The 20438-nt window shown below is 44.9% G+C and carries 17 protein-coding genes and 1 pseudogene; 11 read left to right on the top strand and 7 right to left on the bottom strand.

Features of this window, described 5'->3' with window-relative positions; translation table 11 throughout:
• Window positions 1–315: pseudogene (locus AB4503_RS20135) on the bottom strand (transposase); the annotation flags it as partial.
• Window positions 316–543: 228 nt separating this feature from the next.
• Between AB4503_RS20135 and AB4503_RS20130 the strand changes: the two are divergent.
• Window positions 544–1221 (top strand): hypothetical protein, encoded by a 678-nt coding sequence (locus AB4503_RS20130; protein WP_102479710.1) that lies wholly within the window; start codon window positions 544–546, stop codon window positions 1219–1221.
• 56 nt (window positions 1222–1277) lie between these two features.
• Window positions 1278–1604 carry a hypothetical protein gene (locus AB4503_RS20125; protein ID WP_102479709.1) on the top strand — a complete coding sequence of 109 codons (327 nt, stop codon included), beginning with the start codon at window positions 1278–1280 and terminating at the stop codon, window positions 1602–1604.
• Between the two features lie 1181 nt (window positions 1605–2785).
• On the opposite strand, the gene rplY is transcribed toward AB4503_RS20125, so the two are convergent.
• On the bottom strand, window positions 2786–3064 hold the full coding sequence (gene rplY / locus AB4503_RS20120; RefSeq protein WP_017060373.1) for a 50S ribosomal protein L25: 279 nt from the start codon (window positions 3062–3064) through the stop codon (window positions 2786–2788).
• Window positions 3065–3431: 367 nt separating this feature from the next.
• Between rplY and AB4503_RS20115 the strand changes: the two genes are divergently transcribed.
• Window positions 3432–4160 (top strand): glycosyltransferase family 2 protein, encoded by a 729-nt coding sequence (locus AB4503_RS20115; protein WP_372115633.1) that lies wholly within the window; start codon window positions 3432–3434, stop codon window positions 4158–4160.
• A 14-nt stretch (window positions 4161–4174) separates the two neighbouring features.
• Complete coding sequence (locus AB4503_RS20110) at window positions 4175–5482, top strand: LssY C-terminal domain-containing protein (RefSeq protein WP_017070602.1); 1308 nt, start codon at window positions 4175–4177, stop codon at window positions 5480–5482.
• 77 nt (window positions 5483–5559) lie between these two features.
• On the opposite strand, the gene AB4503_RS20105 is transcribed toward AB4503_RS20110, so the two are convergent.
• The 4 genes from AB4503_RS20105 to AB4503_RS20090 form a co-directional block, all read right to left on the bottom strand.
• Window positions 5560–6906, bottom strand: coding sequence for an ATP-binding protein (locus tag AB4503_RS20105; protein WP_017060376.1), 1347 nt, complete (start codon window positions 6904–6906; stop codon window positions 5560–5562).
• Window positions 6907–7010: 104 nt separating this feature from the next.
• On the bottom strand, window positions 7011–7670 hold the full coding sequence (locus AB4503_RS20100; protein ID WP_017060377.1) for a response regulator transcription factor: 660 nt from the start codon (window positions 7668–7670) through the stop codon (window positions 7011–7013).
• A 61-nt stretch (window positions 7671–7731) separates the two neighbouring features.
• Window positions 7732–8130, bottom strand: coding sequence for a PepSY domain-containing protein (locus AB4503_RS20095; RefSeq protein ID WP_372058835.1), 399 nt, complete (start codon window positions 8128–8130; stop codon window positions 7732–7734).
• Window positions 8131–8310: 180 nt separating this feature from the next.
• Window positions 8311–10053, bottom strand: a complete 1743-nt coding sequence (locus tag AB4503_RS20090; RefSeq protein ID WP_017065396.1) for a DEAD/DEAH box helicase — start codon at window positions 10051–10053, stop codon at window positions 8311–8313.
• A gap of 97 nt (window positions 10054–10150) precedes the next feature.
• On the opposite strand from AB4503_RS20090, the gene rsuA reads away from it, so the two are divergent.
• The 3 genes from rsuA (at window position 10151) to AB4503_RS20075 (ending at window position 12923) form a co-directional block, all read left to right on the top strand.
• Window positions 10151–10846 (top strand): 16S rRNA pseudouridine(516) synthase RsuA, encoded by a 696-nt coding sequence (gene rsuA / locus AB4503_RS20085; RefSeq protein ID WP_017060380.1) that lies wholly within the window; start codon window positions 10151–10153, stop codon window positions 10844–10846.
• 200 nt (window positions 10847–11046) lie between these two features.
• Window positions 11047–12264, top strand: coding sequence for a Bcr/CflA family multidrug efflux MFS transporter (locus tag AB4503_RS20080; RefSeq protein ID WP_372115632.1), 1218 nt, complete (start codon window positions 11047–11049; stop codon window positions 12262–12264).
• A complete protein-coding gene (locus tag AB4503_RS20075; RefSeq protein WP_017060382.1) occupies window positions 12264–12923 on the top strand; it encodes a DUF2913 family protein in 660 nt (219 codons plus the stop codon). The genes AB4503_RS20080 and AB4503_RS20075 overlap by 1 nt, the downstream gene beginning before the upstream one ends.
• A 125-nt stretch (window positions 12924–13048) precedes the next feature.
• Here AB4503_RS20075 and AB4503_RS20070 read toward each other — a convergent pair whose 3' ends face one another.
• On the bottom strand, window positions 13049–14479 hold the full coding sequence (locus tag AB4503_RS20070) for a DUF2867 domain-containing protein (protein WP_017065397.1): 1431 nt from the start codon (window positions 14477–14479) through the stop codon (window positions 13049–13051).
• A 98-nt stretch (window positions 14480–14577) separates the two neighbouring features.
• Here AB4503_RS20070 and AB4503_RS20065 point away from each other — a divergent pair, with 98 nt between their 5' ends.
• The 4 genes from AB4503_RS20065 to AB4503_RS20050 all read left to right on the top strand — a co-directional run bounded on the left by AB4503_RS20065 (window position 14578) and on the right by AB4503_RS20050 (window position 20317).
• Window positions 14578–15951, top strand: coding sequence for an MATE family efflux transporter (locus AB4503_RS20065; protein WP_372115631.1), 1374 nt, complete (start codon window positions 14578–14580; stop codon window positions 15949–15951).
• A 122-nt stretch (window positions 15952–16073) separates the two neighbouring features.
• Window positions 16074–16745: an ABC transporter ATP-binding protein gene (locus AB4503_RS20060; protein WP_017060385.1), complete on the top strand. Its 672-nt coding sequence runs from the start codon at window positions 16074–16076 to the stop codon at window positions 16743–16745.
• Window positions 16726–19179: an ABC transporter permease gene (locus AB4503_RS20055; RefSeq protein ID WP_137001714.1), complete on the top strand. Its 2454-nt coding sequence runs from the start codon at window positions 16726–16728 to the stop codon at window positions 19177–19179. The genes AB4503_RS20060 and AB4503_RS20055 overlap by 20 nt, the downstream gene beginning before the upstream one ends.
• On the top strand, window positions 19169–20317 hold the full coding sequence (locus AB4503_RS20050; protein WP_017068753.1) for a lipocalin-like domain-containing protein: 1149 nt from the start codon (window positions 19169–19171) through the stop codon (window positions 20315–20317). The genes AB4503_RS20055 and AB4503_RS20050 overlap by 11 nt, the downstream gene beginning before the upstream one ends.
• Window positions 20318–20438 lie beyond the last annotated feature (121 nt).

Below are 20438 nucleotides of genomic sequence, written 5' to 3'. Positions count from 1 at the left end.
AAGTTGTTCACGAACATCAGACCAATCCACAAGGATCACAGGGCATGAGTTGGCGCCCGTTATTAAGTAGGCATGCCATTTATAAATTAGGTCTTTTTCACGATGTAGTTGGCGATTTCCAAGCAGTCTATCAACGCGTTTGATCGCATGTTTTACCGTGGTATTAGTTTCCAGTTTGCGACCTAGTTTAGTCAGCGTTAAGTCTGAGCCGTCAAGTACACTTTTTGTAGCAAGTATCAGAGAACTAACGCGTTTTTTGTGAATGGAGGGGCATTGGTTTTGTATGGTTTGTTGTAGAATCTGAATGTCGCGCATTGTTAACCCACTTGTTCGAAATGTGTGTTCAGCGATATTCATTAGATCAAAGACGGCGATGCGCGTCTACCTCATTGTTTTTATGCCTGATTATGAGGGGATTCGCAAGAGTGCGGCGTTATACCCCTTGTTGGGCTACTGCACAGTATTTAACAAATCTAAGTGAAGACGTATAAAAGGAAGTGTAAGATATTCAACTTGTTGTATTCTCTACATAAGGACTTTTAGGTGTTAGATTTAATCCAAAAGTTAGTACATGTTTCTCTAATAGTAATCTTTGGTTTCATCCTTCTAATATTATTTTCAGTTAACCCACTCATGGGCATTGGGGTGTCGGTGGGGGCAGGCTTAATTTTTTACAAAGTTAAGCTAGCAACGAACACGTATAATTTCTTCTCCAAATCAAGTTCAGATACTAAAGCATCGAGTCCACTATCGTTCTCGCGTAGCACTGAACTTGTTCAGCATAAGAAAAGCTCTTACGAAATTGTTATTGAGAACAGTAAAGACCTTGAAGGGCGCTTGGCAAAAATGGGGGCTACAGGTAAAGGTTTACATGAGAAAACATCTTCAGTTTCTGGCATATTACCGACTAAGCTCGTCAAAGAATTGAGAGCCGTTGCTACGATAAGGAATAAGCTTGTTCACGAAGACGGCTTTTCACTAACTAATCATGAATTAGAGGATTTTGAAGAACTAGCGTATTCCGCATACAGAGCACTACGAAACTTGCCAGCTCTACCAAAGGTATCAACTCATAAGTTTACTTGTGGTAAATGCAATAAAACCGATATTGCTCATATCACAATGAAACAAGCAGTTCCTTTATTCGCTCATTGTCAGCATTGTGGTGAAAAGTTGGATCTTGAATCGGAAGGTTTTGTTACTGAGAACTCAACGGTATAACAAGTGTCTAAGACGCTATGTTCTACCCTAAGAAGTAACACTTTATGGAGAGCGGTATGAATATCAAAGAGTCTGATTGGAAAATCTTTTGTGAAATAAAGAGTGAAGCAGCGAAAGTGTTTTGTACTCGACAGCTAGATGAAGCCATCAAAACGATTACTGATGAGTCAGAACCTGTAGGGGAAAGGTTCAACTTTATGTGTCAGTATTCCAAAGAATCTCAAAAGCAAATGAAGTTGATTTTTGATGGCCACTCTCGAAGCCGTGCATTTATTCAGCTCATGCAAATGTGTGAGGAAGGCTTGGTTGCACCAGAACAATTTGAACGCCTTTCAGACGAACTCAAAAAAGACATTACGAGTATTCTAGAAAGAAGAGCCTAAGGAAAGTTGGCTAATCAGGCCGCTTCTTTTTCATAGCTGCAACCATCTCAATATTATTCCTTTTTATTCGCGAATTCGGATATCCGCTACATTTTTGCTTCGGCAACCTCACTTTTACGAGTTTATTATACGAGTTGTATTGAAAATCGTAGAGTTACTCGGTTTTTTCTCCTTCAAAATGCCGTTGATTTTTAAGAATTAGCACTAGAATCTGGATTGAGATTTCTTCCAAAAAAGTGTCAACATTACTTTGTCAATAAAACCTCTCAATAGCCCTTTAAATCCGTGCGCTCTAGGTGAGCTGAAAGTGTCACCTAGAGTGCACGAGGGTGGGGGTTACGGGAGTTTATGCTTGTGATGCGACCAGAGCCCCACCATCACAAATTCTTGGACCCAAATACTTGAATATTTTTGGTTTGCATAGACGTTCTAGCAATTATTCGGATTCCGAATCCATGATTTTTGGCCATAGAAGCCGAGTGTTATGTTTTAAAAGTGAGTGTGCGGATCAGTGAGTGCCTATAGGCCTTTAAAGCTCTTAATATTGGATGAGTAGGTTTACTTGCTGGTGGGTAGTTCAGGCATGTTATGTCATTAAATGAGAGTTGAAGGATTAGGTTGGAAGGTGCTTTTAAGAATGAACGAAAGGCTAGAAGTGTTTTCTTGATCGCCTTTCAGTGTTGTTTGATTAGCCTGGAGTGTATTACGTGGTGGTAACGTCTTGTCCAATACACAGGAATGTAAATAGGCGGCTCTCAGCGATTTTTAGTTATGCCAAAGGAGTCGTCCCATTATTGATGACGATATTCGTTTTGAAGTGCGTACAAGGCCATACAAGTAACATTCTAGATGCTAGTCGGTTTTGCCTTTTTGTTTGAGTAGTGTGTTGAACCTAGCGAAAAAGCGGTCTAGTCTTACTGTTAGAAAAACTACTGTATAAGTCCACCTTTCGTCCACCCTTAATCCACCCAAGCAAGATTGGGACAAAGTGGGGAAGGGGAAAGTTGATTATTTTCAGTGTATTGCGCGAGATTTACGACGTTTTTGAGGGCTCAAAAACGGTGAAACCCCGATGTTGGTAGCATCGGGGTTTCGAATTTCTAGATTTCTCGACTGGTAAGATCGATTATCTTTTCTATGCAGAAGGCTGGATTAATCCAATCTTATTCCTTGGTAGGGAATTAGATGCGGATGAAGTCCATGTGCTCAACTTTTGGCTTGAACGCGTGACGTTGAACGTCTTGTGGCTTAACCTTAACTTCTGCGCCGTCAATCAGTAGAGTGATTGCTTCGTAGAATTCAGGCTTGTCCATTTGGTTGATCACGTCAGCGTGAACAAGTTCGATAGCTACAGCTTCAGCTTCGCCACCGTAGATTACAGCTGGGAATTTACCAGCGTGACGTAGGCGGCGGCTCGCACCTTTACCTAGTTCAGTACGTACTACTGCTTCAAATTTCATAGTTTTACTCTCAAATTAGTAAAAATTAACTTCACACCTCAATGCGACCTTGAGTGTGTGGTAATGCTTAAACATAAAAGTTCATGCTTAAGCGAGCGCGGATACTAACATCACATTCCAATATGAGCAAGTCAGAAGCCCATCTCAAAGTGAATTTCCTTCGATAATGGGTTCGTTTGGAGATAAAACGTTCGCTAACGCTTGTTTAGCGCATTTTACTCCCTTTTACATCGCAATCCTTATCTATTTATATCACTGCTAAATCATCAAGTTAATGAACGGAAAATGAATGTTTGCCTAAGACTTGGTTAAGTCTTAGTTCGTTAATCTTAGTGTCAATTAAACAGCAGAATGAATAGGTGAAAATATGGAACCGGTAAGCATTGTCGTAATTACGCTAAACGAAGAGAAACGCATTAGCCGCTTAATGGAAGAGTTGAGCGTGCAAACCCACCAAGAGTTTGAAGTGATTGTTGTCGACTCGAACAGTGAAGATAACACCAGAGAAGTGGCGCAAGCTTATGAAAACGCGTTGCCAAAATTAACGGTGCATCACATGGAAAACCGTGGTGTGAGCCTTGGCCGAAACACGGGTGCTTCATTGGCGCAATACAACCGAATCCTTTTCTTAGATGCTGACGTGAGCTTGCCTCGAAACTTCCTTGCGAAAGCGCTTTATGAACTAGAAGAGAACAAGCTTGAAGTGGCGGGTGTGTACATGAGATCGAAAGGTTTGCCGCTTGTACACAAGTTTGGTTACGGGCTATTTAACGCAGGCTTGTTTACTACTCAGTTCTTTTTCCCGACGGCGATTGGCGCATGTATTTTCTCGACTAAACGGGCGCATGATGAGATCGGCGGTTTTGATGAAGAGATCGTCCTGTGTGAAGATTGTGACTACGTAAAACGTGCGAGCAAAACATGGCGATTTAGATTCTTAAATATGACCTTTGGCTTTGACCCACGTCGATTAGATCAAGATGGTGTTGTGAAGACGGGTTCAACTTACCTTAAAGCCAATGTAAGACGCTTCTTTAAAGGCGAAATGCGTAACAACGAAATGAACTACAAGTTTGGTCACTACAAAGAACAGTAAGCATTGAGGTTGTTATGTTTGATGGACTAGGGTTGTTTCTGGGAGCATTGGGTGATGCTCTCATTGGCCCAAACCTATTTGTACCGGGAGAGCCGTTCTTTATCGCAGCGGGCTTTCAACTGTATTCAGGTGCATGGATGGCGTTGGTTTTGGTGATGCTAGGTGGTTTGCTTGGTGATCAACTCAGTTATTTCATTGGTTATAAATACGGTGTTAAGGTGCAACGAAGGCTCATTAAGTTTCGCCCTAAAACCAAAAGATTAATTGCGCGCTGCCGCTATCTGGTTGCTCGCAAAGGCACATACATCATTCTTTTTGCTCGTTTATTAGGGCCTATCGCTTGGGTTGTGCCATTTATAGCTGGCTCGCATCGTGTACCGTGGCGTAATTTTAGTGTGTTGGCGTTTATCGGTTTGGCCCTTGGTGGAGGGCAGTTCATTGCTTGGGGCATGTTACTGGCGCACGGCGTTGAAAACTTCCCGTGGCTTAATAGCCTTAAGATATTTATCTCGGAGCATAATAGCTTGATCGTTGGTGTGTTCGCGGTATTAGTCTTCACCATTATCGGTTACCGAATGAAGTGGCGATGCTTAGTACTTAAGTCTAGTGCGCTGTTGTTGGCGTGGGTATTGTTTGCGAACTACGCTCACTTTTTCTGGAAAGCGGATGACTTTCAGAATCAACCAGAGACGGCTCAAATAAACAAAGTCGACTGGAACTCGGTTACCTATAAAGCGTTCCCCGGTAAATCTTCGTTCTACTCAGCGCAAGCGATCAACGTAATTTATGTTGGAGCAACCCCAAGAGACTTAATGAAGCAATTAGGCTGGATAGAGAATCAAACCTTCTCTCGAAATGAGATTGAATGGGTTGGTTATCTCGCATTGCTTAGAGAAAAAACGCCGCCAGTGTCTGATTTATATTGGCGAGACAAGCCGCAAGATATGGCTTTTCAATTGCCGGGTAACCTGATGAAGCGCAGCCATATTCGTTGGTGGCGTGCAGGTGTTGATATTAAAACTAACCAGCCTCAGTGGTTAGGCGCAATTAGCTATGATGATGGCCTTAAAGTCACGCCTTACTCAGGCATTGTGACCGTGCTTCATAACATTGACCCTAATGTTGATGAAGAGCGAGATCGGCTTGCTAATCAGATACGAACGTTACTACCAGACATCGAGTTAGACAAGTACCCATTAGCAACGGTGGAAGTGATCAATGACGATCATGACTATTACACTGATGGCCGGGTATTAACGATTGGAGCAACGACCCTTAGTGATAATTCACAAACTTTGGATGTTGCTGTGAACGATATATAGAGTTGTATATAAGGTCGATAGAATTAAGCCCTAGCATTACGTTAGGGCTTATTGTGTTTAACTTTTACTTAGCTTGTTCAGCCTTTACTTACTTTAAGCACCAGAGAAGCTTTTAAGCCGCCCATTGAGCTCTTGCTGAGCGTTAGGCTGCCTCGGTAACTGTGTGCCATTTCATTTACGATATTAAGCCCTAAGCCTGTTCCTGGTGTGGTTTCATCAAGTCGGACGCCACGTTTGGTCACTTGCTCAAGCTTCTCTTCAGGAATGCCTTGGCCATCATCTTCAATCACCAACTCTATGTTGCCATCGTCGAGTTCATTTGCATGGACGCGAATAATGCTGCCAGCCCACTTGTAACTGTTCTCGAGTAGGTTGCCGACCATTTCATCAAGGTCGGTTTTTTCTACCGCCACTTCAATCTCAGAGTCTAGCTCGTTAATTATGGTGACTTCGTTGGCTGCGTAGACTTTATCAAACGCCATTGAGATAGCTTCAACACGCTCACAAGGTGAAGACTTCACTGAAAGAATGTTCATTGCACCTGCCATACGAGCGCGGCCAAGGTGATAATCAATTTGGCTTTGAATCTGATGAATGGGCTGTTGCAGCAGTGCCTTGTCATCCTCTGGAAGTCGCTCTATCTCATTTTTTAGAACTGAAAGCGGTGTTTTCAACGCATGAGATAAGTTACCCGCGTGGTTACGAGCTCGTTCTAATAACTCTTGATAGTGAAAGAGCAGGGCATTGAGGTCAGAGACTAATGGAGAAACCTCTTTCGGGTAGTTATCGCTTAACCCTTGTTGCTCGCCGTTTCTTAGCATTACCAGTTCGCGTTGCATCTTGCTGAGCGGTAATAACGACCAACTGACTTGAATACCGATCAACATCAGCACGCCAACAAACAGCAACATTAGGATCAACCAGACTTGACCAGTAAGCTCTGTCAGTGTGGATTCTAATGGATCTTCATCAATACCAATGGTGATCGTGACAGGGTCGCTCAGTTCAGGCAGGTAGATATCTTGCTCGATGTAAATCAGCTTTTCTTTCTCTGGCCCTTTGACTGATGTGTGAATCGGTGAACGCTTGATGGTGAGGTCTTTATCCCATAGCGAGCGAGATCGAATGATCTGCTCTTGGGTAGCGGCGCGCCAATAAATACCACTGTAGGGCTGGTTGAACCTAGGATCAGACAGACGCTCTGCCATGATCAGGTTACCACTGTCATTGGTTTCGATATTGGCGGTTAACTCATCCATGGTTAAGCCAAGCTGCTGCTTCATGTCATCGACGAGGTAGTCGTTAACCAGTTTCGGAATCCCGACACCAGCCGCTAATATCATCGCACCTAGCCAAAAAGCCGCAGCAAGGAGCAAGCGGCTTTTTAAACTGATGTTTTTAAGTGTTCGTTTCTTTAGATTCATGCATTTCCAACCTGCCTTTGCTCATCGTAACTTATCGTATTGCGATGATCAGAACAGGCTGTCCACTTAATTAATGGTTGCTCTTGGCGTGATTGACGACTGAGCTATTCAGCATTCAGTTGGTAGCCAAGGCCACGAACGGTTTTGATGATCTTTGGTGCGATTTTCTTACGAATACGACCGATGAACACTTCAACCGTGTTTGAGTCTCGGTCGAAGTCTTGCTTGTAGATATGCTCAACCAACTCAGTGCGCGAGATAACCTTGTTTTGGTTATGCATGAAGTACGCGACAACTTTATATTCCAGCGCCGTGAGGCTAACTGCTTGACCTTGCCACAACACTTTAGAACTGCGTGTGTCTAGGCTTAGATCACCGATTTGAAGTATCGGAGCAGCACTGCCTGATGCTCGGCGCAGTTGAGCTCGGATACGGGCAATCAGCTCGACCATCTCAAATGGCTTAGTTAGGTAGTCATCAGCACCGGCGTTCAAGCCCTCAACACGTTGAGTTAGCGTGTCACGAGCACTTAAGATAATCACTGGCGTGTTGATGTTTTCGTCTCGAATGCCTTTTAATACCGTTAGGCCGTCAAGCTTAGGTAAACCTAAATCGAGGACAATCGCGTCCCATTCTTCTGACGTTGCACGGTAGAGTGCGTCGATACCATCTTGAGAGAGCTCTGGAACCCAGTCGGCCCCCTCAAGTGTTTCAATAATTTGTTGGCCCAAACGAGGCTCATCTTCAACGACTAAAATTTTCATAATTGTTCTTCTAATTTCTTCTAATGACTGTTCGTCGTGCTTAGCTCTTCGTCGTACGTAACTAGTCGCCGTGTTTAATTGCGTCTTTAAAGTTGCGGCCTTTGATCATAAGCATTTCTAACGTCTCAGCGTTGTATTCGACTTTGATGATGTTGTTTTGGTAATTGATTTTTAGTTCATACACCCAAATGTCGTCATCTTCTTCTAGTTCTACTTTAATGATTCTGCCATGAAGATCGTTTTCAACCGCCGCATACATTTCTGAGAAAGGGCGAATGTAGCCTTCTCGTACGGCTTCATAGACTTCGTCTTGATCTTCTTCAAATTCGATACGGGTTCCTGCTTTGTGAACGTCCTGCACTAATTCATGACCATTATGATGTGAGTCAGCCCATGCACCAGCAGAAACAAATAAGCCTAAGCTTATAGAAAACAAAGAAATCATAGCTTTACTAAACATAGCGAATCCTAGAGAAGGTTGATAGCGTTCAGTATAAAAAAGTAATTCTGAACAGAAAGTGAACCTGATTAATAATGAGAATTTGATACCGAAAAACTTAACGTTTAAATGGCGCGGGTTTTAATACATAACACTAACTGCCGAGTGTTAAGAACGTAAGACTTACCTTTATTCTTATCCTTAACGCTGCTGTAGTTCGTCTTCGAATATCTTGTCTCTCATTTTCCAAAAGCGTCCGACTTTACGTGCAATCACGAATTGAGGTGGGCGGAATCTATGTTGGTGAGCAACCACTTTCGTTGGTGAGGCTTCTTCAAAAGGGCGATGTCTGTCTGCAAGGTGAGGGCGAACAAACTGGTCTTTGAAGTTTTGCTTCTGCTTTTTGGTGGTTAATGACCAAAACTCATGCACTTGCGCTTGGTTTTCCCCGCGATAGGTGACTTTAAGTTGTGATTTACCTTTGTCGTCTTTAAGCACGTTGAGATCCATTTCTAAACATTCAAATACCAATGCATCTTTTAGGTTCAGTGCTTCTTTTAGTTTTTTGTCTGGGTCAACTAAGGTGGCATCGCACTCATGGCAAATGCGCGCGGCAATGTCGTTGTCCGCACCACATTCACCGCAATATTTCGCTCGGAAACGATAGTTGCAGTGTTCGCGTTCGCCTGTGTCTTCATCGGTAAAGTAGCCTTGGCATTTACGACCAAAGTGCTCAAGCAAGAAGCCATTGCTGTCTAGCTTACCCCAAAAGTTGTTATTGAAGCCGCACGCCGGGCAAGGAATGGTGATGATTTCACTGTCTGAATCGGGTTTAGGGTCGCCAACCTCGGGTTGGTAAAGGTCGTAACTGTTGCCCGCATAGTCGAGCACCAAACACTCTTTCTTACCCGGCGATAGGCGTAAGCCACGGCCAACGATTTGTTGATACAAACTGATGGATTCTGTCGGGCGCAAAATCGCGATTAAATCGACGTGTGGCGCATCAAAACCTGTGGTTAATACCGATACGTTAACCAAGAACTTGATTTTACGTTCTTTGAAGTCGCTGATTATTTGGTCACGCTCGAGCGTCGGCGTATCGCCAATCACAATTGAAGCTTCACCTTCTGGTAATAAGCCGAGGATCTCTTGCGCGTGTCGAACGGTCGCAGCGAATACCATGATGCCTAGTTTATCTTGGGCTAGGTGAATAATCTGATCGACAATCTGTGGGGTCGCTCGTTTCGATTGCTCGATCACCATGTCGAGTTCTGCTTCTTTGTAGCGACCAGTGCTCGCGGGCTTTAACTGCGAAAAGTCATAGCTTAACACGGGTGCATCAATCATGCGTGCAGGAGTTAAGAAACCTTCATCGAGCAGGTAACGAATCGGCAGCTCAAAGATACAGTCGCGGAAGAAACGTGGCTCATCTGAACGCACTTGACCGCGAGTGTGGTATTGATAAATCCAACCCATCCCAAGACGATATGGGGTCGCTGTTAATCCAAGCACCTTGATGCCCGAATTATTCTCGCGTAAGTGAGTGATGACTTTCTGATAACTACTGGTCTTTTCATCGGGAACACGGTGGCATTCGTCGATAACCAACAGCGAAAATTGGTTAGAGAATGAATCGAGATTTCGCACCACGGATTGCACCGAAGCAAACACGACTTGTTGGTCGGTCTCTTTGCGTCCTAAACCCGCAGAGAAAATCGAGCCTTTCAGCCCGTAACCTTCATACTTTTCATGGTTCTGTTCAACCAACTCTTTTACGTGAGCAAGCACCAACACTCGACCTTTCGCAAGCCTTGCTAACTCTGCAATCACAAGGCTTTTTCCTGCACCTGTCGGAAGCACGAGCACTGCCGGAGTTTGGTGTTTTCTGAAGTAATGAATCACTGATTTTACAGAATCAGCTTGGTACGGGCGGAGTGTATACATATCGCGTCTTGTAAGAAGGAAAACAAATAGTGTGAAATAGCTCAACTAATTGAGCAAAGGTGACTATAATACCCGACTTAGATTAGTTGAGGTATTCATGCGTTTAGATAAATTTCTGTGCGATGCATTAGGCGTCACTCGAAGAGAAGCAACACACTTATTAAAATCCAAGGCAGTGACAGTAAATGATGTCATTCAAAAAAGCGGCTCACTCAAGGTAACTGAAGAGTGCGTTGTGGAATGGCAAGGCAATGAACTGAATGTTCACGGCCCACGTTACATCATGCTTTATAAGCCAGAAGGCTTTGTTTGTTCGCATGAAGATGGCGCAAATCGTATCGCGTTTGAATTACTTGATGAAATCAAAATGGACAAGCTGCACTTTGCTGGTCGTCTAGATATTGATACAACAGGTCTTGTGTTGATTACAGACGATGGTAAGTGGTCTCACCGTATCACTTCGCCAAAGCACAAGTGCGAGAAGACGTACCGTGTGTGGTTGGTTGAACCTGTTGAAGACGATTACGTTGAAAAATTCAAAGAGGGCATCCAGCTTAAGAGCGAAGATGGCCTAACACTTCCTGCACACCTAGAAGTTCGTGCAGAGCGTGAAGTGCTACTAACGATTCACGAAGGCAAATACCACCAAGTTAAACGTATGTTTGCTGCTCTTGGTAACAAGGTAGAAGCACTACACCGTGAACGTATTGGCGAAATTGAGATGGACGAATCTTTAGAGTTAGGTGAATACCGTTACCTAACGCAAGAAGAAGTCGATTCAATCTGGAAGTAGTCCTTAGCTAGAAGTTGCTCTTAACAAGAAATTGTTCTTAACAAGAGACCACTTTTGCTGGAAATAGCCCTTTCGTTGTAAAGCCGACCATGGATAGCGTCGGCTGATGATGTTGACTGGTACTAGGAAAGTCTCAGCCAATCTTTGACTCGCATACTCACGCTAGTCCCTAGCTCTATCAGTTGAACATTCGGAGAACCATGCAAACATCGACCTCACAGAGCCAAAGCTCCCAACTAGAAACACCTCAATTAGGCTTAGTGCTGTTTTTGATTCTAGGTGCGATTGGTGCACTTACTCCGCTAGCCATTGATATGTATCTGCCAGCGATGCCGACCATTGCTAAAGATCTTGGTGTGACGGCGGGTGAGGTACAAATCACGCTAACAGCCTATACCGCAGGTTTCGCGCTGGGGCAGTTGCTGCATGGCCCGTTGGCGGATAGCTATGGTCGCAAGCCTGTACTGCTTATTGGTGTGTTCTTGTTTGCTATCGCTTCTATGGTGAGTGCGACAACTCATGGCATTGAAGCGCTGACTTACATCCGTACCGCTCAAGGTTTTGCTGGTGCTGCGGCGGCCGTTATCATCCAAGCGGTGGTAAGAGATATGTTCGATCGTGAAGATTTCGCAAGAACCATGTCTTTCGTTACTTTGGTGATGACAGTTGCGCCATTGGTTGCTCCGATGATTGGCGGTTACTTAGCGTTGTGGTTCGGTTGGCGTTCAATTTTCTGGGTTCTGGCTATTTTTGCGGTGATCGTGATTCTGGCGGTATCGATGAAGATCCCAGAAACGCTTCCTGCAGAAAACCGACAACCATTGCGCTTTAAAACAACGATTCGTAACTATGCTCGACTGTGTAAGAACCCAACGGCGATGGGCCTGATTTTCTCTGGTGCATTCTCATTTTCAGGGATGTTTGCGTTCTTAACGGCAGGTTCATTCGTTTACATCGATATCTATGGCGTTCGCCCTGATCTGTTTGGCTACCTGTTCGGCTTGAATATTGTTGCTATGATCTTGATGACGAGCATCAACGGTCGAATCGTTAAGAAAGTGGGCTCTCACGCTATGCTCAGAGTCGGTTTAACCATTCAACTGTTTGCGGGCTTAGGTTTGTTAGTCGGTTGGATGTTAGATATCGGTTTGTGGGGTATTGTGCCATTCGTGATGCTGTTTATCGGCACACTGTCTACCATTGGTAGTAACTCAATGGCACTGCTTTTAAGCGGATACCCGAATATGGCCGGCACAGCTTCTTCGCTTGCAGGCACATTAAGATTTGGTACTGGTTCTGTAGTGGGGGCAATTGTTGCTATGCTACCAAGTGACACTGCAGGGCCAATGGCTATGATGATGGCAGCATGTGCAATACTGTCAGCATTACTATATTGGACATTAGGACAGAAGGCATAATGTCAAAATACTATATTGAAATTCAGAAGTTAGTGAACGATGCGCTGGGCGAGCTGTATGCTCTGCATAAGTCTGGTAAAGCGATCGACGCACCTATCGCGAACAACCTTTATCTTGTTCGTTGGGTAACAAAAGCGATTAAATCTCAAGCTTATGATCGCGTGATTGTGCCTGACTTAGTTCGCTGGCAGAAACAGGGTCGCTCAAAAGGCAACAACTCTGATTTAACTTTTACCTTTAAACGTATTTCTGCGTTTTACGGACGTTTTTTCCCTGAAGGCGAAGAGCCTAAAACGCTAAAAGACAGTGATGTTGAAGCGTTCATGGACAAAATGTACGAGATGGGTTGGAGCGTATCGAGTGAAGACGAGCTAACGACTGGCGGCAAGATTCAATTCTTCACCGATGGCGAGCACTCTTTTGCTTTATGCGGTAAACAGTGTGACGACTCTTTCGACGGGGAGTTGATGGTTAAGCCAATGAACTGGTTTGTTCGTGGCAACCATGCTGAGTTCATCCAAGCGGCGATGGAAGCGGGCTTCATGCTTCACAAAGTAACGGACTATAAGTCTGCGGTGAAGTATCACGGTGAATACATCGTTTACCCTGCTAACCAAGGCAACCAACTGGCTGAGATCCCAATTAGCGTTATCGGCTAATAGCGGATTCGAGATGAGAGATACGAAGAGCGGAATTATCCGCTCTTTTTTTGCCTCTCATAGCGCGTGTCGCTAATTTGCTTTTAATCTTTTCGCATCTCGTCACTCGAATCCCGCATCTGCTTTTAATCCTGTTCTTTAGCCTGCTTCTCAATTGCCTTCACCATGCCTTTAAAAATAAACAGGTGGGCTGGCATCATAGCAAACCAATACAGTAACCCTAGAAACCCCTTTGGATGCCACCAAGCCGAGATATTCAGCTCGCGAGAGTCACCGTGGTCAGAGACAGTAATCTCGAGTCGCCCTAAACCGGGGCCTTTCATACCGAAAAGCAGAGATAAAAACTGATTCTCTTCACAGCGAATGACCTTCCATGAATCGATTTTGTCACCGACTTTTAGGTTGGGCCCTTCTGGCATTTGTCGAACCGGTACACCGCCACCGAAAAGAACATCCAACCATTCGCGTGTGCGCCATAAAGTGTTAGCAAAGAAGTAACCTTGCTTCGGGCTTCCGATTTGCTGAGCAACATGCCAAAGCGATTCCAATGAAGCGCTTGAGGTGATACTTGCGCCTGTTTTCTTCGGGTAATAGCCATACCCAGCTTGCCAGCGTTTGAATGCGGTTTTATCAAAGCCCCATACATTGCTTTTGACAAAGTTTCCTTCAGCGTGAATGGCTTGTTCAACCATATTTTCGAACGAGATAAGCTTCTGAGGGTACTTTTCTCTAATGATGGTCGAACTGGCGATGAAGTCGTGCTTTAAGCCTGCAAGTAGTGCTCTACCTATGTTAGACGGTACAGAAGTCACCACACCTAACCAATATGAAGCAATCTTTGGTGTCAGTAGCGATGTCGCCCATAGTTTGAGTGGACGATCGGCGGTTTTAGCAATATGAGCAAATTGGTTTCGGTAAGAGACAATATCCGGCCCGCCAACCTCAAAGGTTTGGCTTTCGCTAGGCGTGTCTTGTGCGAGTTTTAGTAAATAGTGGTTCAGGTTCTGCAAAGCAATCGGGTTGGCTTTAGAGTCAACCCATTTTGGCGCAATCATAATCGGCAAGTTGTACACGAAATCTCGCATGATCTCGAATGCCGCAGATCCTGGGCCAATGATCACGCCAGCTTGAAGTTCGGTAACGGGTACAGGCCCTTTACGAAGCAATTCGCCGGTTTTCTTTCTCGCTTGAAGGTGCTCTGAATCACCAGTCTGAGGCTGTAAAGAACTCAGGTAGATGACGTGTTGATTCTTTGGCCCAAGAGCAGAAACAAAGTTACGGGCTAAGTTCAGCTCATAATCGATAAAGTCGTGGCCTTCCGCCATGCCATGGACGAGAAAGAAGATAAGATCAAAGTCGGGGACTAAGGCTTGTGTCGCAGCTTGATCGGCCAGATCAAGATACTCAAGCGATAAGCTTTCGTGAGGCTCGGTCCGTGCCTTTAAATAGTCGATATGCCTTGCTGCTGCCGTGACTTGATAGCCTTGCTCAAGCAGGAGAGGGAGGAGTTGCGAACCAACATATCCAGAAGCGCCTAAAACCAGTACTTTCTTCATTGTTACTCCATTTATATCTGTGGTTAAAAACCGAACATTGATATAATAGCGCGATATTTATCTTTATTCATCAATACGTTCCGTTTAGGTATCTCTCTATGTTGCTCTCTTCAATTATTCATCACACACGAGGTGATTTTGTTCGCAGGCTTATTGCGATTGCACTGCCCATCACCTTGCAGAGCATTATGTTTTCAAGCCGAGGCTTGGTGGATGTATTGATGTTGGGCCAACTTGGCGAAGCAGACATCGCAGCTGTGGGGGTGGCGAGCCGAGCGATGTTCGTGACGACCATTATGCTGGTGGGTGTTACCACGGGCGGTGCTCTTCTTACTGCTCAATATTGGGGCGCGGGTAACAGACAAGGTGTGAGAGAAAGCACTGCGCTGACGTGGCTGGTGTCGACACTGTTTGCTTTACTGACTATCGCGTTTTTCGTTTCATTTCCTGCACAAATCATGGGCGTGACGACCGACTCTCAAGAGGTCATCAACTTAGGCGTTGAATATATCGTAATTACGTCATTTAGCATGCTAGCGGTATCGTGTGTCAGCAGTATGGCTGTGGGTTTGAGAGCGATGCACAAACCCGGGCTAAGTACATTTTTCAGCGGTATCGGCATCCTGTCTAACGTGTTATTAAACTGGGTGCTGATCTTCGGTAACTTAGGCTTTCCTGCGCTTGGAATCAAAGGTGCGGCGATTGCGACGGTACTGAGTGGCGCGATTGAAGTCGCGACTTTGTTTGGTTATCTCTATTTCTCTAAGCATTTATTAGCATTTAAGTTTTGCGATATTAAAGCGGCAGCTTCGATTGATAAGGTGGTTCGCTTCTTGAAGCTGTCTCTGCCGACCACGTTTAACTTCTTAGCATGGGCGGGTGGTTTGTTTGCTTACCACGCGATCATGGGGCAATCGGGCGTTCAAGGTCTGGCTGCGCTATCGGTCATGACGCCGGTTGAATCTATCTCATTGAGTTTATTGATTGGCCTTTCGAATGCGGCAGCTGTTTTGGTGGGTAATCAACTTGGTGCGAAAAACAATGAAGCGGTTTACTATCAAGCGCTTGGCTTAACAATTTTGTGTTTCTTAACTAGTATTGTTGTAGCCGTTTTTCTCTATTTCGTTCAAACGCCAATACTTAATGCCTTTAGCGCACTGACGGAAGAAACCAGAGCCCTCTCAGAGAAGTTCATTCTGATCCTCTGTGTGGGTATTGTCATTCGCTCGGTGCCATTGACTGTGATCGTTGGGGTGTTGAGAGCGGGTGGTGATGTGAAGTTCTGCCTCTATCAAGATTTGATTGCTCAGTGGGTGATCGGTATCCCATTGGCAGCCATCGCGGCTATCTATTTTAAGTTTCCACCTGAGTGGGTATATCTGCTTTTCCTAACGGAAGAAGTCCTCAAGTGGGGCGGGTCGCTCTATCGCATGAAAACAAGAAAATGGATTAAAAACTTGATAGGAAGTTGAAGTAGGGCGCACCAATCGCATCACTTTATCGTTGGCGTGTGATCTATCTTTCAAAATACTTCCTCCTAACAGGGAATTAGTGTAGATTCTCCTTCCAAATTCTAACTAATGCGAGCTGTTTAATGTTAAAGCTGTCAGACCTATGTAAAGGCTATGTCGATGGGGGGGAGTTTCACCCTGTTTTGCAAGGTGCTGAATTAACATTAAACCAAGGTGACCAGCTGGCATTAATGGGAGAAAGCGGTTCAGGTAAAAGTACTTTACTGAATCTTATCGCGGGCTTAGACCTAGCGGACTCAGGTGAAATCGCTTTTCCTCACTTCAATATGCACGACTCAACCGAGCGTGACCGCACCGCTTATCGCAGAAACAACATTGGCCATATTTTTCAGCAATTCAACTTACTGCCAACGTTAAATATTGCCGATAACATCCGTTTTTGCCGTCAATTAAAGGGTTTACCAGAAGATAAAGGACTCTGGAGACAAATTCTTTCTGCTTTAGACCTTATGCCTTTACTTGGCCGTTACCCTGAAGAAGCGTCTGGTGGCCAACAACAACGTGCGGCCATTGCGCGTGCGCTGTATATGGAACCAAAAATATTGCTGGCCGATGAGCCGACCGGTAGTTTAGATGAGCGTAATGCAGAAGCGGTAATGCGTTTGCTGACCTCTTTGGCTCGTCAATTAGAATGTACGTTGCTGTTGGTAACACACAGTGAAAAAGTAGCTCTGCATATGGATGGTAGGATCCGTCTGCAAGGAGGGCAACTGCATGTTATGGCCCGTAGTTAAGGCACTACTCGGTCACTATCGACGTTACCCACTGCAGATTATTTTGGTATGGCTTGGTTTAACCCTCGGCGTATCACTTTTGGTTGGTGTTACTGCTATCAACCAACACGCCAAGCAAAGCTATGCGCATGGCGAAAAACTCTTTTCGAATCCTCTTCCTTACCGTATTCGACCAAAACACAACGCCAATAAAATCCCGCAAGGCTTTTATATCCAACTTCGCCGTGAAGGTTTTCAACAGTGTTCTCCTCTTGATCACCATCGTATCACTGATGAAAATGGCGCAAACTTCATGGTTGTCGGTATAGATCCTGTTTCTATGCTTCAGCTACAACCTGGTATAGCGTTAAAAGATCTCACCGCTTTGAACCTCATGAAGCCACCATATCCAATCCTTGTCAGTGATGATCTTGCTGAACACATGGAATGGCACAACGGTGATTACATCCCTTTGATGGATGGTTCTGAACTTGGTCCTGTGGTTGTTGATCAAAATAATATGATTAATGGTACAAGGTTGATTGCGGATATCTCCTTGCTCCGAATGCTTAAACGCAGTGCTGGGCTTTCAGTGATTGCTTGTTCAGACATGCCCACTGAGAAGTTTGAACGTCTTAAAAATATGTTACCTAATGGTTTGACGATCTCTCGTAGCTCTAAGGCAGAGCTTGAGTCGCTGACCAGTGCGTTCCACTTAAACCTAAAAGCGATGGGTATGCTGTCGTTTGTGGTTGGCTTGTTCATTTTCTATCAAGCAATGTCGCTTTCTTTTATTCAGCGTCAACCGTTAGTCGGGATTTTAAGACAAACGGGTGTGTCAGGTTGGCAACTGACTAAAGCGCTCTGTTTAGAGTTACTGCTATTGGTTTTACTGAGCTGGATCTGCGGCAATGTATTTGGCGTGATGCTAGCAAACCAATTGTTACCTGCCGTATCTTCAAGCTTGGGCGATTTATACGACGCTAACGTCGGCTTAACGATCGACTGGAATTGGCGTTGGAGTGGTTACAGCTTACTGATGGCATTGATTGGTGCTTTCTTAGCGTGTGCGTGGCCACTGGTTCGTTTACTTAAGTCTCAACCGATTCGTCTGTCTTCTCGTTTGTCTTTGATGCGTTTTGCGGGTACCGAGTTCACTTGGCAAGCGTTGATTGGCTGTGGCTTCTTGGTTGCTGCTGTTGCTGTGTATCAAGCCCCTCAGACTCAAGAAACGGGTTTTGCGATTATCGCGCTAATGCTGATCAGTGTGGCGCTATTTACCCCGTTTTTGATGTGGAAGTTATTTAACAGCCTCTCTTATTCGTTGCGCTGGGTTCGTGCTCGCTGGTTCTTTGCTGATGCAGCTTCCAGTATGAGCTACCGTGGCGTGGCGACGATGGCGTTTATGTTAGCCTTAACAGCCAATATTGGTGTAGAAACCATGGTCGGTAGCTTTAGAGATACCACTGATAAATGGCTAACACAGCGTTTGGCTGCCGATCTGTATATCTACCCAACCAACAATGCCGCTGCTCGTATGAGTAATTGGTTATCTGACCAACCTGAAGTGGATTCGGTTTGGTGGCGTTGGGAGAAAGATGTGGCGTCTCCAGTCGGTAGTATTCAGGTGGTCAGTACGGGGCCTTCTGAAGGTGAGCTAGAAGCGCTGACGATCAAATTAGGTATTCCGAATTACTGGTATCACTTACATCACTCTAAAGGTGTGTTGATCAGTGAATCGATGTCTCTCAAGCTGGGGATTCGCCCTGGCGACTACATCGACCTCTATGACAGTCTCGGCTCTGGTTGGCAGGTTGTCGGTGTCTATTACGATTACGGTAACCCTTACCATCAAGTCATGATGTCGCATCGAAATTGGCTGTATGGGTTTGCAGGGCGGGGAAATGTCGGCCTTGGCGTAATACTCAAAGACGATGTGAATTCATTAGGGCTTCGCAGCCGATTAGAAAGCGTATTCAGGCTTGGCTCCGAGCGCGTTTTCGATAACAACAATATTCACAGTCAAGCAATGAGGGTGTTCGATAGGACGTTCGCGATTGCAGATACATTAGGTAACATCACCTTGGTTATCGCCGTCTTCGGTATTTTCTTTGCGACGGTTGCGGGAGAAGTGTCTCGCCAAAGGCATATTTCCTTGCAGCGCTGTTTGGGTGTCTCGGCGAAAGAGCTGATCCTGACAGGTAGTTTGCAGTTGTTTGTGTTTGGGCTTATTTCCTCCTTAATTGCGATTCCGCTCGGATTGGCGTTAGCGAGCCTAATTGTTGATATCGTGATAAAGCAGTCTTTTGGGTGGTCACTCGAGTTACAAGTGATTCCTTGGGACTATTTGCAGACATTTGCATGGGCCATGGCAGCATTGATGCTAGCTGGTGCTTTACCAGTGATGAGAATGATTCGGAACACTCCGATGAAGTCACTGAGGGATGCGCTTTAGTATGTTTTTACGGAATACTTCAACTAAGTTAAGACAACGAATTCTGTCTTCTCTGCTATTAATCAGTTTCTTCGGCATCTTTTTAAGTGTTTGGGGTTATTACTCCTATTTCATCGATCCTGGTGAAAAGGGCGTGAATGAAGTTAACTCAATATTGGTTAATGAACACTTCAATGTGTTCGAACCTGTTTTGCCAGACCGTAATGTTTCGCTACCACAAGATTTTAAGTTCCACCCAGAGTTTCAGCACGAGTGGTGGCATTACTTTGCATCTTTGAAAGGTGATGATGGTAAAGACTATTCGGTTCAGTGGAGTTTTTTTCGTATCGCAACGGACGAACGTGAAACACCGGGGTGGCAAAGCCCTCAAGTCTATATCTCAAATGTGGTGGTCTCTTCTAAGTCCAAAGTATGGAAAGAACAGCGCATGGCTCGTGGCGGTATTGGCCAAGCGGGAATGACTAATCGTCCATTCAGACTTTGGATTGATAACTGGAACTGGCGTGCACTCGGCAACACCCCATTCCCCGGGCGCCTTCAAGTGCAAACTGATACGTTTGGACTAGAACTCGACACCATTGCAAAAGGGCCCTATGTGCTCAACGGCGATAACGGTTATCAGAAAAAGCACGACTTATTACCTGTCGCGTCTTATAACTTCAGCGCTCCATTTTTATCGTTGAGCGGTGTGTTGAACCTAGACGGCGTTACCAAGGAAGTGGAAGGAACTGCGTGGGTACATAAAGAGTGGGGCAGTGGCTTACTTGGAGTGGGCCAACAAGGTTGGGATTGGTTTGTATTTAACCTCGATGACGGCACAGCGCTGAGCATTAACCGCTATCGTCATAACCAACAGTTGCCTTACATATTCGGGACATTAGCAACGCGCTCAGGCAAAGTTTACCAATTAACGGAATCCGACATTTCCATTCAACCATTGCAAAATACAACGTTGATGAATGGAAGACGGATGCCTTTGCAGTGGATCATTAACGTCCCTAAGCATGATATCAACCTCACAACGCGTATTATACGCAGGGATATGTGGCTTCCATTTGTCATACCATATTGGGAAGGGCCGATTAAGGCGAGCGGGAGCCATGAAGCGACAGGCTTTATGCAGTTAACTGGCTACTAAAAAACACCTAAGGCTATAATTTGATAGCCTTTTTTTATGCCTGCGCCTTTTAGCGTCCCCCAATGAATTGTGCATACAGGTTCGATGATCTCATCTATACTTAATTCATGGTGCATAACAA

Source organism: Vibrio sp. 10N.222.55.B11 (assembly GCF_041473705.1).
GTDB lineage: Bacteria > Pseudomonadota > Gammaproteobacteria > Enterobacterales > Vibrionaceae > Vibrio > Vibrio crassostreae_C.
The sequence above is the reverse complement of the archived record's forward strand: the minus strand, read 5'-3'. Positions and strand labels throughout refer to the sequence as shown.

Coding starts and splice junctions, on each gene's coding strand:
- AB4503_RS20125 (WP_102479709.1), top strand. CDS start 1,278: ATGAATATCAAAGAGTCTGATTGGAAAATCTTTTGTGAAATAAAGAGT.
- rplY (WP_017060373.1), bottom strand. CDS start 3,064: ATGAAATTTGAAGCAGTAGTACGTACTGAACTAGGTAAAGGTGCGAGC.
- AB4503_RS20115 (WP_372115633.1), top strand. CDS start 3,432: ATGGAACCGGTAAGCATTGTCGTAATTACGCTAAACGAAGAGAAACGC.
- AB4503_RS20110 (WP_017070602.1), top strand. CDS start 4,175: ATGTTTGATGGACTAGGGTTGTTTCTGGGAGCATTGGGTGATGCTCTC.
- AB4503_RS20105 (WP_017060376.1), bottom strand. CDS start 6,906: ATGAATCTAAAGAAACGAACACTTAAAAACATCAGTTTAAAAAGCCGC.
- AB4503_RS20100 (WP_017060377.1), bottom strand. CDS start 7,670: ATGAAAATTTTAGTCGTTGAAGATGAGCCTCGTTTGGGCCAACAAATT.
- AB4503_RS20095 (WP_372058835.1), bottom strand. CDS start 8,130: ATGTTTAGTAAAGCTATGATTTCTTTGTTTTCTATAAGCTTAGGCTTA.
- AB4503_RS20090 (WP_017065396.1), bottom strand. CDS start 10,053: ATGTATACACTCCGCCCGTACCAAGCTGATTCTGTAAAATCAGTGATT.
- rsuA (WP_017060380.1), top strand. CDS start 10,151: ATGCGTTTAGATAAATTTCTGTGCGATGCATTAGGCGTCACTCGAAGA.
- AB4503_RS20080 (WP_372115632.1), top strand. CDS start 11,047: ATGCAAACATCGACCTCACAGAGCCAAAGCTCCCAACTAGAAACACCT.
- AB4503_RS20075 (WP_017060382.1), top strand. CDS start 12,264: ATGTCAAAATACTATATTGAAATTCAGAAGTTAGTGAACGATGCGCTG.
- AB4503_RS20070 (WP_017065397.1), bottom strand. CDS start 14,479: ATGAAGAAAGTACTGGTTTTAGGCGCTTCTGGATATGTTGGTTCGCAA.
- AB4503_RS20065 (WP_372115631.1), top strand. CDS start 14,578: ATGTTGCTCTCTTCAATTATTCATCACACACGAGGTGATTTTGTTCGC.
- AB4503_RS20060 (WP_017060385.1), top strand. CDS start 16,074: ATGTTAAAGCTGTCAGACCTATGTAAAGGCTATGTCGATGGGGGGGAG.
- AB4503_RS20055 (WP_137001714.1), top strand. CDS start 16,726: ATGTTATGGCCCGTAGTTAAGGCACTACTCGGTCACTATCGACGTTAC.
- AB4503_RS20050 (WP_017068753.1), top strand. CDS start 19,169: ATGCGCTTTAGTATGTTTTTACGGAATACTTCAACTAAGTTAAGACAA.